Raw genomic sequence first — 13,484 nt, forward strand, 5'->3', positions numbered from 1 at the left:
GGGGTGGCCGAAGGCGTCTCTCGAAGTTTGCCTTGCTGCTGGTTCTGATCGTGACCACTTACATCCCGGCCATCTCCCCGGGGCTGCCGAACGGGTTGGGTATGAGCTGACGGGGGGCGGGTCAGTAGATGCTATCCTTCGCAAAAAGTGGAGCAGGCCGGGCAGTCATGACACCAGAAAACACATTTCGTGTTCAAACGCCTCTGCCGGAGGACCTTCGGGTCTTCCTGACCGTCATTCGCAAATCCAGCTTTGCCGGTGCCGCGGATGAGCTTGGGCTCTCGCCGGCCTTCGTGAGCAAACGGATTCGCGTGCTCGAGCAGACATTGCGCACGCGGCTTTTGCATCGCACCACTCGACGCATTGCGCTGACTGAAGCGGGAGAAAAAACCCAGCGCTGGGCGATTCGCTTTCTCGACGACATGGATGATTTCGTTGGCGAGCTCACCGAGATTCGCCAAGCCCCTCGTGGCCTGCTGCACATTTGCAGCAGCTTCGGTTTTGGGCGCAATCATGTTGCCCCTGCGATTGCAGAGTTGTCATCGATCTACCCGGAACTGGAGGTGCGGCTGGATGTGTTCGACCGCGTGGTAGACATCGTTGCCGAAGGCTTTGATCTGGAGATCCGCGTGGGTGACGACTTGCCGGGCCATCACATCAGCCGCAAGCTGCTCAGTAACCACCGAGTGCTCTGTGCCACACCGGATTACCTGGAGCGGAGAGGGGTCCCGATCACTCTCAAGGATCTTGCTCATCATGATTGTCTGGTCCTGAAGGAGCGGAACAATCCATTCGGTGTGTGGCATTTGAATCAGGCCCACCGCGATGAGGTTGTACGGGTCAGCAGCAGATTGTCATCCAACAGCGGAGAAATCGTACTGCAATGGGCCTTGGCTGGGCGCGGGGTGCTTCTGCGGTCGTTGTGGGATGTTCAGCCACTGTTGGATCAAGGCAAGCTGGTCCGCGTGTTGCCCGATTACACCCAAAGCGCGAACGTCTGGGCGGTGTATCCGACCAGACTGGCGGATTCGGCCAAACTTCGCGTGTGCGTGGAGTTTCTGGAGAGCTATTTGAAAAGGCTGCGGCTACCGGAGACGGCCCGCGCCTGACGGCGGTTCTGGCCGGCTACGCAGGCCCTTGTTCGCTCGAGGCTCAGGCAAGCCAGGGGTTCAAACGATGGTGCAGTGCCTCGAAGTCGCGGATTCGTGACGTGTGCTCAAGCGTTGTACCAATCGCATCGAGACCTTCCAGCAGCGCTTTTTTACGCAAGGGGTCCATCTCGAACCCAATCATCTTTCCGGTTTTAAGGTGAATCTGCTGGGCATGCAGATCGATCGTGATCTGCGAGTTTTCAGGTGACCCAACGAGATGGCTGATCTCCTGCTGTTCTGGCTCCTTCAATTGAATGAGAAGAACACCATTGCGCTGGCAGTTGTCGTAGAAAATACCAGCGAAACTCGTGCCGATCAGTGCGCGTATACCCAATTGCTTCAGCCCCCAGACCGCGTGCTCGCGGCTGGAACCACAACCGAAATTAGGTCCGGTGATCAGGAAACTGGCGTGATCCCAAGGGGCCTGATTGAGAATGAACGCCGGATTGGGGACGCCATCGGCCAGGAAACGCAAGTCAAAGAAGACCCCGCGGTCCAGCCCATTGCGATCGATGCCCTTGAGGAACTGCTTGGGCATGATGACGTCGGTGTCCACATTCGCGGCGGGCAGCGGTGCGGCGATACCGCGAACGATGGTGAATGGCTGCATTTCAGCTCTCCATGGACAGTTGACGAACGTCGGTGAGATGGCCGCAAATCGCTGCGGCGGCGACCATCGCCGGGCTCATGAGGTGAGTTCTTGCTCCGGCGCCCTGACGGCCCTCGAAATTTCGGTTGGTACTGGAGGCACAGCGATCACCCGGCGACAGCACATCATCATTCATCGCCAGGCACATCGAGCAGCCGGACTGGCGCCATTCGAAGCCGGCATCCTTGAAGATCTGCGCCAGCCCCTCCGCTTGCGCCTGATCACGTACCCGTGTGGAGCCCGGTACGATCATCGCGCGCACGCTCGCCGCTACTTTGCGACCCCGAACGATGCGCGCGACATCGCGCAGATCCTCGATGCGTGCGTTGGTACAGGAGCCGATAAAGGCGTGACTGATCGGCACCCCGGCCAGTCGGGTTCCCGGCTCAAGGCCCATGTAGCGCAGTGCACGCTGCAGGTCCTGCCTGCGGATCAGGTCGCTCTCCAGGCGCGGATCCGGTACGCACTCACCAATCGGCGCGGCCTGGTCAGGGCTGGTTCCCCAAGTCACCATCGGCTCCAACGCGCTGGCATCGAGTTCGACTTCCTTGTCGAAATGCGCTCCAGGGTCGGAATAAAGCGTTTTCCATTTCTCGACAGCCTGCTCCCATAGCGCCCCTTTCGGGGCTCGCGGTTTGTCTTTGAGGTAGGCGTACACCTTTTCGTCCGGCGCCATGAAAGCCCCACGGGCACCGGCCTCTACGGCCATGTTGCAGATGGTCATGCGCGCTTCGACGCTGAGGGACTCAATGGTGGGGCCGGAGAATTCGATGGCGTAGCCCGTCGCACCGGACGCACCGATGTCGCGGATCAAGGCCATGATGATGTCTTTGGAGGTGACGCCTGCGCCCATCCGCCCGTGCACATTCACGCGCAGGGTCTTCAGACGTTTATAGACCAACGTCTGTGTGGCGAGCAGGTGTTCAATTTCCGAAGTGCCGATACCAAAACCAAAGGCGCCCAGCGCGCCATAGGTCGTTGTGTGGCTATCACCTGCGGCCACGACCATCCCGGGAAGAATGAAGCCTTGCTCAGGGGCAACCACGTGCTCAATGCCTTGTCGCTTGTCCAGGACATCGAACAACTCGATTCCGAAGTCTCGACAGTTCTGCTCGAAGTAAGAAACCTGAAGCGCGCCACCCGCATCCGGCATGGCCGCGACGCGATCAGGCGCGGTCGGGTTGACGTGATCGACCACGCACAACGTTGATGACGGGCGCCATACCGTTCTGTTCGCCTCTCTCAAGCCGCTGAAGGCCTGGGGGCTGGTGTATTCGTTGGCGACCTGGCGGTCGATGTAGAGCAACACATGGCCATGGTCGTCCAGCGTACAGACGGTGTGGGCATCTATATGCTTCTGGTAGAGCGTTCTGGGGCCTTTCATGACGGTTCTCGCGAGTGATCGGAAGGCGCGCCGGGAGGGCCTCACGATGCGCCGCGCTCAATGAGCAGTCATGCCAGCATAGGGAATGTGATTGCAGGTTCAATGGCTGAAAAGTCAATCATCGATTCACGATTCGTGTTTAATCCGCGCGGCGGTCAGCGATTCGGATAGCGCCCGGCCCACCGCGGTTGCTATCCGGTGCTGACAGGAAAAGACCGGCCCGGCCCCTTCAATCCAGATCCTCAGCCCGATGCCGCTCCGGCACTTGGCTCGCTTCATCACCCCACGTGCGGTTCACTCGTTGCCCCCGGATCACTGCCGGTCGATTGGCGATCTCCTCGGCCCAGCGTTGCACATGGGTATATTCGTGGGCAGCCAGGAACTCGGCAGCCGAGTACACGTTGTCGCGCACCAATTGACCATACCAGGGCCAGACCGCGATATCGGCGATGGTGTAGCTGTCTGCGGCCAGGTATTGGCTTTCGCCAAGACGGCGATTCAGGACGTCGAGCTGGCGTTTGGCTTCCATGGTGAAACGATTGATGGGGTACTCAAGTTTATCGGGCGCGTAAGCATAGAAATGCCCGAAGCCTCCGCCCAGATAGGGGGCTGCGCCCATTTGCCAGAACAGCCAGTTCAGGGTTTCGGTGCGCCCGGCCGGGTCGGTGGGCAGGAAGGCGCCGAACTTTTCCGCCAGGTACAGCAGGATCGAACCGGACTCGAAAACCCGGATCGCCGGCTCCACGCTGCGATCGAGCAACGCCGGGATCTTGGAGTTCGGGTTGATCTGGACAAAGCCACTGGAGAACTGGTCGCCCTCGTTGATGCGAATCAGCCAGGCGTCATATTCGGCGCCGGTGTGCCCCAGCGCCAACAGCTCCTCCAGCAGGATGGTCACCTTCACGCCATTGGGCGTGGCCAGTGAATAGAGCTGCAGCGGATGTTCGCCCACTGGCAATACTTTTTCATGGGTCGGCCCGGCGATAGGGCGATTGATGTTGGCGAACTGGCCGCCAGACGGGGCGTTGTATTTCCAGACTCTGGGCGGTACATAGGGCGCTTTGCTCATGGGAGGGGCCTCATTGCCGACTTGCAGTGACCGCGTGAACCGCGGAAAAAAGCTCTGGCCCAAGCCTGCCATAGGAGGGTCAGCGTCAGCAAATCACCCCGCCTGCGCGACAAGTATTACGTTCACCTGCTAACGCTCTTCAGTCATGATCCGATCCACTTCACCTGAAGCCTTGAGCGTCGCGAAAGCCTGTTGAGCCCGGGTGACGATTTCGTCTGGGGTGCTCAGGCTAAACGCCATGTGAACGCGGTGGGGTTGTTCATCCAGGGAAAAGACCTCCTCCAGCGTGGTGAAATCCACTTGTGCATCTTTGCTCATCAGGCGCGCAGTATTCTCGGGCATCGGCAGCAACTGAATCTGCTGATTCAACAGTTTCTGAAAGTTATCGTGGTTGTCCGCCGATACCACCAGCCGGGTAAAGCCTTTCTGCTGCAGGTAAACCTGCTTGGCGTCATTGCGCACCACGCCTATGGTGTACTGCTTGGCGTCTTCAAGGTTGTCAACGGCGATGCCGTCACGTCCACGCAGCTTGTAAAGCTTGGTCGTCGCCCGATGGATTTCACCCACCCACTTGAACATCTGCTCACGGGCCGGGGTGCGATCGAGCGGGAAGATCATCACATTGGGTTCATGCAGCGCTTTTTCGTAAGCGCGTGCCCATGGGTACAGCAACATGCGGTAATCGCTGATCCCTGCGCCTCTCAAGGTTTCGTCGGCTATTCGAGTGCCCGGGCCGACGAGCGCGCCTTCACGCAGGTAGGCGTATAACGAGTCTTCGGTCACGACTTCGATCGCCTCGGCGTGACTTTTCACGCTGATCAAGGCCAGGAGCAAGCACGAGCAGAGCATCAGACGATAGTGCATACAGACCTCGCAGCACACGGTGGTTTTATAAAGCGACGCAATTGCGCCCCTGGCGTTTGGCCCGGTATAACGCCTGGTCGGCGCGTTGCAGCAGTTGATCGAAGTGGTCCATGGTTTTGGTGTCCAGCTCGGCGACGCCAATGCTCAGGGTGACAAAGGGCGAAACCGCTGAGCCGCCATGGGGCAGTGCAAGTTCAGCCAGGCTTTCACGAAACCGCTGGGCTGCCTCGCATGCCTGGCTGGCGTTGATATTGGGCAATACCACGACAAACTCCTCACCCCCCAGGCGAGCAGTCAGTTCGCCGGAGCGGCCGAAGACACTGCGCAGGGTCCCGGCGATCTGTTTCAAGCACTCGTCCCCTTTGATATGGCCGTAGGTGTCGTTGTAGATCTTGAAGAAATCCACATCGCACATCAGCACGGCCAGCGGGGTGTTGTGGCGGATCGCACGGCGGAATTCGACATCCTTCAGTTCATCGAAGTAACGACGGTTGGCCAAGCCCGTCAAGGCATCGTGACGCGACAGCGCTTCGAGGGCCTGGTTGGCGGCCTTGAGTTCCGAAGTGCGCGCCTCGACCAGTTCGGCCAACTGGTCGCGACTGGCTGCAAGGGCCAGTTCGTCCGAGTGCTGGCGCTCCAGATGGGCGTGGAGGTTGTCTTGCAGTGCATTGACTTTGGATTCGAGCAGGCTCAACTCGTCCTGGCGCCGGGCCGAACGTTGCAGCTTGAGGTGGAAGTTGAGTGTTTGTGGTGAGAGTTTCCCCAGATGCCGGGCGATATGGACAACGTGCACGGTCACCAGGCGGTTGAACATGGTCATGACCAGGCCGGCCAGCAGCAACGACTGGATCACCTGCGTGATCACGATGCTGCGGGCTTCGTCCCAGAGGCGTTCCCAAAGCAGGTTGTTATCGCCCTCGATGGTCAGTTCACCGACCTTTTCGTTGGCGCCGATGTAGGGCTGCGCGACGAGCTGGCGATGCAGCACCGGCGCCACGCTGGATGCATTGCTGGCATATCGATTGAACTCGATGATTTCTGGCGACTGTCCGGGTCGCAGGATATTGAGTACCACGCGTCCCACCGGCGCCGCATTCGCAACGCTGGTGATCTGCTTGTCCAACGATTCACGGTCCATTTCCCAAATGGCATGGGCCAGGGTGTTCTGGAACACCTGGTCGATCAGGACCAGCTCGGAATTCATCTGCGCCAGATTGTTTTCCCAAGCCTGCCAGGTTCGCAGCGTGACCATCGCCAAGGTAAAGCACAGGCAGAACACCAGCGTGGCCAAAACCAGACGCCGTCCCAGCGAGCTGAACGTCCTGGTTTTTGGCGGATGGATGGGGACAGTCCGAAAATCGTCGGCCATGTCATAACCACTTGCGCATGATGGCGTCGTAAACGCCATTACGGCGGATGGTCTCCAGGCCTGAGCGGAATTTCTCGACCGTCGCGGCCGGCGTCTTGCGACTGAACGCCATGCTCAAGCCGTCCTGACTGCTCAATTCGGGAAGCGGCAGCGAGCGGATCAACACTTTATCCGGGTCTTCACCATTCTGGCGGGTCAGGTACAGCGCGTTGAGCTCGTTGGAAATCCATAGCTCCACGTGATCGACCTTGAGCTTGCGGTAGTTGTGTTCGTACTTGTTGCTCGACTGCAGGTCTTTACCAATGCGGAAACCCTTCGACACCAGGTATTGCTCACCCACGTCCTGATTGACGGTGGCAATCTGGTGACCGTGCGCATCGTCCAGCGAGTTGAGTTTTACCGGGCGCTCAGCCAGCGAATACATGTACCACTGGGTTGGGGCGATGGCCCCGACCCACTGGAAAAGTGATTCACGCGCAGGCGTTCGAACGATTGAATAGATCAACACGTTACTTTCATTGAGCGCCAGTTCGTAGGCCCGCGCCCAAGGCATGGGCTGGATGGACGCCTCTACGCCGAGCTCCTTGAGCACCGCCTGGACCACCTCGGTGCTCATACCGGTCACTCGCCCGTTCTGCGTCATGTTATAGGGCGGCAGTTCTTCCGTAACGATGCGCAGCGCAGTCTCTGCGGCGGCGTTTGGCACGGCTGTGCTTGCAGCCAGGAACACCAGGACGCAGCTCATCAGCAGACGGTTAAACGGCAAAATCATCGAGAGTTACCCTATGCAACCAGCAGTGCCGGCGCGGCCTGGGGGCCGTTGACTTAATGTGTTATCGGCTGGGCCTATACGCGCTTGAGTGTCATCCGTCGAAACCGGGGGGGCATTGAACCTGGGGCGGTCGGGCCAGACCCTGTGAAAAACTTGAGTGTGGCCTCTCTTGTTCCAGCTGTCGATTCGGCGACATTTAATGAACCCGGGTTTGTTCGGCCGTGTCAGTCGTTTGTCAGGAACGACAAATGATGGAGCCGCTGATGCGACCACTGTATTTCACCAGCCTGTCCTTCGCCGCGTGGCTGTGCGCGGCTTGCTCAAGCCAACCGCCCGCGACCTGGGGCTACATGGATGCCAAGGAACGGGCCAATCTGCCGCCCGACCAGGCATATCCCGAGTTGTTCGAAGCCGTGCAGAACAACCAACTGTTCACCGACCAGAAGCATTTCGTCGACGCACTGCCCACCCGCGACCCCTCGAAAATCCGTGCCGAATACCTGGCTCTTCGCGACAACAGCGACTTCGATCTCGAAACCTTCGTGAAGGACAACTTCATCGAGTCCGGCGCAGCGCAAAGCCCGGCACCGAAACCGGGCGCGCCCATACAAGAGCACATCGACAGCCTTTGGCCCGTGTTAAGCCGTACCTATCGCCAAGTGCCGCCCTACAGCAGCCTGTTGCCCTTGCCACAACCCTATGTCGTTCCAGGCGGACGCTTTCGCGAGATGTACTACTGGGACTCCTACTTCACCATGCTCGGGCTTGAACAAAGCGGTGATCAGGCCCAGGTGCGCCAGATGACCGATAACTTTGCCTACATGATCGACACGTACGGGCACATTCCCAATGGCAATCGCACCTACTACCTGAGCCGCTCACAACCGCCATTCTTCGCTTACATGGTGCAGTTGCAGGCGCACATCGAAGGTGACCAGGCGTTTGGGCGTTACCTTCCACAACTGCAGAAGGAATACGCCTATTGGATGCAGGGCGCCGAGGGGCTCAAGCCGGGTGCCGCCGCGCAACATGTGGTCAAGCTCGCCGATGGCAGCGTGCTCAATCGCTATTGGGATGCCCGTTCGACGCCGCGACAGGAATCCTGGTTGCAAGATGTCAAAACCGCCGAACAGGCCTCAAACAGACCCAGGCAAGAGGTCTGGCGTGATCTGCGTGCCGGGGCGGAGAGTGGTTGGGACTTCAGTTCGCGCTGGCTCGGCGACGGCCAGAACCTGGCAACCATACGCACCACATCCATTGTGCCCGTGGACCTGAACAGCCTGCTCTATCACCTGGAGCGCACCATCGCCAAGGCGTGTGAAACCGTGCAAAACACGCCATGCGTCCAGGCCTATGGTCAGCGCGCAGAACGGCGGCAGCGTGCCATCGAGCAGTATTTGTGGAATGCCGATGCAGGGTTCTACGTGGACTACGACTGGCAGCAGCACCGTCAACGCCCGCAACTGACAGCCGCCACGCTGTTTCCTCTTTACACCGGCCTTGCCTCCGCGGACCACGCCAATCGCACGGCCGAGGCAGTCCGTGATGGTCTGCTGCGCCCTGGCGGCATTGCCACCACGCAGGTCAGCAATGGCCAGCAGTGGGACGAACCCAACGGTTGGGCACCGCTGCAGTGGGTGGCGGTTGAGGGGCTGGATCGCTATGGGCACACCGCGCTGGCGCAGCAGATTGGTACTCGCTTCCTGCAACAGGTACACAATCTTTACCGCAAGGAAGACAAGCTGGTAGAGAAGTACGACGTATCCGGGCGGGGAGATGGCGGGGGAGGTGGCGAATATGAGTTGCAGGACGGTTTCGGCTGGACGAATGGCGTGACGCTGAAACTGTTGAGCAAATATGGCGCACGTTCCTCCGCAACGACTGTGGGTGAATGAGCTGGCGCTAAGAGCAAGGGACAAACCTGGGCAGGACTTATCAGTTCCTGCCCAGGTGCCCGGCACTGTTATCCGAGAATGGCGTTGAAGAGCAACAGGGTGAGCAGGGAGGTGAACCAGCCGATCGTGGTCGGAATCGACCAGGTCAGCATCTGATGCTTGGCGTTGGTGACCCCGAGCATGCGGTTGACTACCCAGAAATAGCTGTCGTTGAAGTAGCCAAAGACCATCGAGCCAATGGCCGCCGCCTGGGCGGCGAAGACCATGTTAACGTCGGGAATCGAGGCCAGGATCGGTGCCGAAATCGAGGCGCCGGTGATCATTGCCACGGTGCCGCTGCCCTGGATCAGGCGCACCAGGGACGCGATCACGAAGGGGATCAACACCGCCGGCAGCGGCAAGGTGGCGACCCATTCGCCCATGTACTGACCCGCACCGCTGTCGCGCAACACGGCACCCAATGCACCACCGGCACCGGTGACCAGCAGGATGATGCCGGCGCTTTCCACGCCTTTCTCCATGTGCGCGATGACTTCCTCACGCGGGCGCCGCGGCACCAGGCCATACAGTGCCGCCACCACCCCGAGGCCGACTGCGATGACCGGGTTGCCGACGAAAGCGATGGTCTGACCGAACAGGCTCTGCGTCAGGGTGCTGTCACCGTTGAGTTTGCCGAGGGCGACGACCAGGGTGTTGGCGAAGATCAGCAGGATAGGCAGCACGATCGGCAGCATCGACAGCCACAGCGGCGGCAGTTCGGCCTCGCGGGCATCGGCGCGTTCGAGCACTTCACGATAGGCGGTGGCGGGTTCGACCGGTGTCTGGCCGCTTTGCGCGATCATCGCCTCGATGCGTGGGCCCATGAAGCGGGCGTAGGCCACCAGCACGAAGGTGCCGGGAATGGTGAATACCACGCCCCAGAAAATCATCAACCCCACGTCGATATTGAAAATCCCGGCAATCCCCAGTGGCCCTGGCGTCGGTGGAACCGCATGGTGGGTCAGCATCAGGCCGCTGGCCAGGGCAATACCCAGGGTCAGCATCGATTTGCCGCTGTTGCGCGCCAGCGCCCGGACCAACGGGTTGAGGATGACGAACGCCGAGTCGCAGAAGATCGGCACCGAGACGATGTAGCCGGTCACCATCATCGCCCACTCTTCGCGTTTGTTGCCCAGCCAGCGCACGAAGGTATAGGCCATTCGTTCGGCGGCGCCGGAGACTTCCAGCAGGCGGCCCATCATCACACCGAAACCGATGACCAGGCCGATGGTCGACAGCGTGGCACCGAAGCCGGTGGTGATGGATTTGACCAGCGCGTCGGGCGCCATGCCGCCACCCAGGCCGGCGATCGAGGCGGCGATGATCAGCGCCAGCAGGGCGTGGATGCGGGTCTTGAGAACCAGCACGATGAGTATGACGATGGCCAGGACCAGGCTCACCATCAGCTGTGGGCCGGCGATAGAAGTTGCGTCCATTGGGTAATCACTCTTGTTGTTATTGGATGGAACGACGGCACCACACGGCGCCGCCTGGGTCAGTGATTCATGCTGAGCTGGTGCGCCCTTACCACGCTGTCGAAGTCGGCATCACCGCGAAAGCCCAATTGCAGCGGCCGCTGGATGTCGAAGTCGCCGGGCCAGCTGCAGACGATGCGCTGGATCCGCTCGTCCGGCTCAAAGCTGACCCGCGCGCGCGCCGCCTCGCCACCGACACGGGCGAGACTGTCGAGCATTTCGCTGACCCGCACGCTGATGCCGGGCAGGTTGAGGGTCCGCCGCAGGCCAAGCGCCTGGCCGTCCAGGCGCGCGGCATGGAGCAGGTTGTCGACCACGGTCTGCGGCGAAGACAGCCACATGCGGGTATCCAGTGGTACCGGACAGTTGCTCGCTTCGCCGGCCAGGGGCTCGCGCAGGATGCCGCTGGCAAATGACGAGGCCGCAGCGTTGGGTTTGCCGGGGCGAACGGAAATGGTCGGCAGGCGACACACCCGGCCATCGATGAAGCCCTTGCGCGAGTAGTCATTGATCAGCAGTTCGGCCATGGCCTTCTGCGCGCCATAAGACGATTGCGGCAGCGGTGCGAGTTCTTCGGGCACCTGCTCGGGCATCGGCCCACCGAATACCGCCAGTGAGCTGGCGAACACGAAACGCGGTGCCTGGGCCTGTTGGCGGCAGGCTTCGAGCAGGGCGCGGGTCGCATCGAAATTGACCCGCATGCCAAGGTCGAAGTCGGCTTCGGCCTGGCCACTGACGATCGCGGCCAAGTGATAGACCAGGGAGGTTTCTGGGCCGATCAGCGATTTGATAAAGGCGGGGTCGCAGATGTCGCCTGTGTGCGACACCACCCGAGGGTCATTGATGGGGCAGGGCGCCAGGTCGACCGAGACGAGGCTGGCACCGGGGGGCAGCAAGTCACTCGCGGTGGGCGCCAGCAGCGCTTCGATCAGACGGGCGCCGAGAAAGCCAGCGCCGCCAGTTACCAGGATCTTCATGTATTGCACTCCGCTTAAGGAGAATATTCGGGGCAGGGTGCCGAACGCCCCGTATTCTTGTTATTTGACGAACCAGGTGACAAGCAGTTGTCATGTTGTATGATGAATTTAACGTGGACGCAACCGTTGCGTGTTTTCTTCTTGCCCACAGCGGGTGGCAAGGCAGCGCGACGATTGCCGGGAGAATCTGAGTGGACAGTCTGAACGACGTTACCCCCAAGCTGGCCGAACGGCTGGCCAAACGCCTGAGTGCAGCGGTCCATGACGGCCAGTTGGCCGCCGGGAACCGCCTGCCCACTGAGCAGGCATTGTGCGAGCAGTACGGTGTCAGCCGCACGGTGGTGCGCGAAGCGATTTCGATGCTCAAGCGCGAAGGCATGCTCACTTCGCGCCAGGGCAGCGGCACCTTCGTCGTGCCCAATCCCAGTGTCGCGCTGCGCCTGTCTCCACCCCAGGGCAACTTCGAGGCGGTGGTGGAGATCCTCGAATTGCGCAGCGCGCTGGAGATCAAGGCCGCCGAACTGGCTGCAGCGCGGCGCACCAATGCGCAATTGCGGGCGATGCAAAACGCCTTGGCCGAGCTTGACGAAGCGGTCGAGCGGGGTGAAGACGGCGTGCGCGAAGACCTCGCCTTCCACCGTTCGGTGGTGGCCGCCACCGGTAACCAGCACTTTCTCGAAACCATCGATTTTCTGCACCAGCTGCTGCAACAGGCGATCAGAGTGACCCGTCGCAACGAGGCGCGTAACGCCCAGTACATGTGTCAGGTCGATCAGGAGCACCACGCGCTGCTCGCCGCTATCGCCGCAGGTGACAGTGAGGCGGCACGTACCGCGGCCTCCTCGCATCTGCGCAACGCCGAAGTCCGCCTGCGCGAAGCGCGAAGCGAGGCCGACGCGTCCGGATAACAACCACAAGAGGATTCACCCGTGACAGCAATATCCAGTATTGGTGTGGTCGGCCTGGGCTCCATGGGCCTGGGCATGGCGCGCGCACTTTTGCGCGCTGGTCTGCCCGTATGGGGCTACGACATCCGCGAGGATGTGCGTCAGGCCTTCATCGCCGAAGGTGGCCAGCCGGTCAGTGCCCTGAGTGACAGCGCCGCGCTCAGCGACCTGCTCTTCATCGTGGTGGTCAACGCCGCGCAAACCGAGCAACTGCTGTTCGGCGAGCAGGGTATTGCCGCGCGGTTGCGTCCGGGTTCCGTGGTCATTGCCTGTGCAACCATCTCGGCGGCGGCTGCGCGGCGCATCAGTGGGCGCTTGGCCGAGCATCAAGTGCTGATGCTCGATGCGCCGATTTCAGGCGGGGCGGTGCGCGCCGAAGCGGGCGAGTTGACCATCATGGCCTCGGGGCCGGAGGCCGCCTTCGAACGGGCGCAAACGGCACTTGCCGCCGTCGCCGCCAAGGTCTACCGGCTGGGTGAAGAGGCCGGGCAAGGCTCGCAGATCAAGCTGGTCAACCAGTTGCTCGCCGGGGTCCACATTGCCGCGGCGGCCGAAGCCATGGCCTATGGCATTCGCCAGGGCTGCGATCCCGAGGCGCTCTACGAGGTGATCAGTCACAGCGCTGGCAATTCCTGGATGTTCGAAAACCGCGTGCCGCATCTGCTGGCGGGTGATTATCGACCGCGCTCGGCGGTGGATATTTTCGTCAAGGATCTGGGCCTGGTGCTCGACAGCGCCCAGGAGGCGGTCTTCCCGCTGCCGCTGACCGCTAGCGCCCACCAGATGTTCAAGCAAGCGTCGGCTTCCGGGCTGGGGCGCGAGGATGATATCGCCGTGGTGAAGATATTCCCCGGCATCAACTTGCCTGCCGCCGCCAACGAGGAGATTTGACC

At 60.9% G+C, this 13,484-nt stretch carries 12 protein-coding genes; 4 read left to right on the forward strand and 8 right to left on the reverse strand.

Features of this window, described 5'->3' with window-relative positions:
• Positions 1–167 precede the first annotated feature (167 nt).
• Positions 168–1,109, forward strand: coding sequence for a LysR substrate-binding domain-containing protein (locus PSEUDOMOFG3G_RS10190; protein ID WP_257220733.1), 942 nt, complete (start codon positions 168–170; stop codon positions 1,107–1,109).
• A 43-nt stretch (positions 1,110–1,152) separates the two neighbouring features.
• On the opposite strand, the gene leuD is transcribed toward PSEUDOMOFG3G_RS10190, so the two are convergent.
• The 6 genes from leuD to PSEUDOMOFG3G_RS10220 all read right to left on the reverse strand — a co-directional run bounded on the left by leuD (position 1,153) and on the right by PSEUDOMOFG3G_RS10220 (position 7,258).
• Positions 1,153–1,761: a 3-isopropylmalate dehydratase small subunit gene (leuD, locus tag PSEUDOMOFG3G_RS10195; RefSeq protein WP_047225609.1), complete on the reverse strand. Its 609-nt coding sequence runs from the start codon at positions 1,759–1,761 to the stop codon at positions 1,153–1,155.
• Position 1,762: 1 nt separating this feature from the next.
• Entirely contained in the window at positions 1,763–3,184 is a 1,422-nt protein-coding gene (gene leuC, locus PSEUDOMOFG3G_RS10200) for a 3-isopropylmalate dehydratase large subunit (RefSeq protein WP_047225610.1), read from the reverse strand.
• A gap of 229 nt (positions 3,185–3,413) precedes the next feature.
• Positions 3,414–4,253 carry a glutathione-dependent disulfide-bond oxidoreductase gene (yghU, locus tag PSEUDOMOFG3G_RS10205; protein WP_139049849.1) on the reverse strand — a complete coding sequence of 280 codons (840 nt, stop codon included), beginning with the start codon at positions 4,251–4,253 and terminating at the stop codon, positions 3,414–3,416.
• Between the two features lie 129 nt (positions 4,254–4,382).
• Complete coding sequence (locus PSEUDOMOFG3G_RS10210) at positions 4,383–5,117, reverse strand: ABC transporter substrate-binding protein (protein ID WP_139049850.1); 735 nt, start codon at positions 5,115–5,117, stop codon at positions 4,383–4,385.
• Positions 5,118–5,142: 25 nt separating this feature from the next.
• Entirely contained in the window at positions 5,143–6,486 is a 1,344-nt protein-coding gene (locus PSEUDOMOFG3G_RS10215) for a diguanylate cyclase (protein ID WP_139049851.1), read from the reverse strand.
• Between the two features lies 1 nt (position 6,487).
• A complete protein-coding gene (locus PSEUDOMOFG3G_RS10220; protein ID WP_139049852.1) occupies positions 6,488–7,258 on the reverse strand; it encodes an ABC transporter substrate-binding protein in 771 nt (256 codons plus the stop codon).
• Between the two features lie 263 nt (positions 7,259–7,521).
• Between PSEUDOMOFG3G_RS10220 and treA the strand changes: the two genes are divergently transcribed.
• Positions 7,522–9,153 carry an alpha,alpha-trehalase TreA gene (gene treA, locus PSEUDOMOFG3G_RS10225; RefSeq protein WP_139049853.1) on the forward strand — a complete coding sequence of 544 codons (1,632 nt, stop codon included), beginning with the start codon at positions 7,522–7,524 and terminating at the stop codon, positions 9,151–9,153.
• A 68-nt stretch (positions 9,154–9,221) separates the two neighbouring features.
• Here the strand turns inward: treA and PSEUDOMOFG3G_RS10230 are convergent, their stop codons facing one another.
• Both PSEUDOMOFG3G_RS10230 and denD read right to left on the reverse strand, forming a co-directional pair.
• Positions 9,222–10,628 carry a GntP family permease gene (locus tag PSEUDOMOFG3G_RS10230; RefSeq protein ID WP_076384241.1) on the reverse strand — a complete coding sequence of 469 codons (1,407 nt, stop codon included), beginning with the start codon at positions 10,626–10,628 and terminating at the stop codon, positions 9,222–9,224.
• A 59-nt stretch (positions 10,629–10,687) separates the two neighbouring features.
• Entirely contained in the window at positions 10,688–11,644 is a 957-nt protein-coding gene (denD, locus tag PSEUDOMOFG3G_RS10235) for a D-erythronate dehydrogenase (RefSeq protein ID WP_139049854.1), read from the reverse strand.
• A 191-nt stretch (positions 11,645–11,835) separates the two neighbouring features.
• Here denD and PSEUDOMOFG3G_RS10240 point away from each other — a divergent pair, with 191 nt between their 5' ends.
• Both PSEUDOMOFG3G_RS10240 and ltnD read left to right on the forward strand, forming a co-directional pair.
• Positions 11,836–12,552, forward strand: coding sequence for a FadR/GntR family transcriptional regulator (locus PSEUDOMOFG3G_RS10240; protein WP_230682588.1), 717 nt, complete (start codon positions 11,836–11,838; stop codon positions 12,550–12,552).
• Between the two features lie 21 nt (positions 12,553–12,573).
• Entirely contained in the window at positions 12,574–13,482 is a 909-nt protein-coding gene (gene ltnD / locus PSEUDOMOFG3G_RS10245; protein ID WP_076384245.1) for an L-threonate dehydrogenase, read from the forward strand.
• The last annotated feature ends 2 nt before the right edge of the window (positions 13,483–13,484 follow it).

Origin of the sequence: Pseudomonas sp. FG-3G (genome assembly GCF_901007645.1) — a bacterium.
GTDB classification, from domain to species: domain Bacteria; phylum Pseudomonadota; class Gammaproteobacteria; order Pseudomonadales; family Pseudomonadaceae; genus Aquipseudomonas; species Aquipseudomonas rhizophila.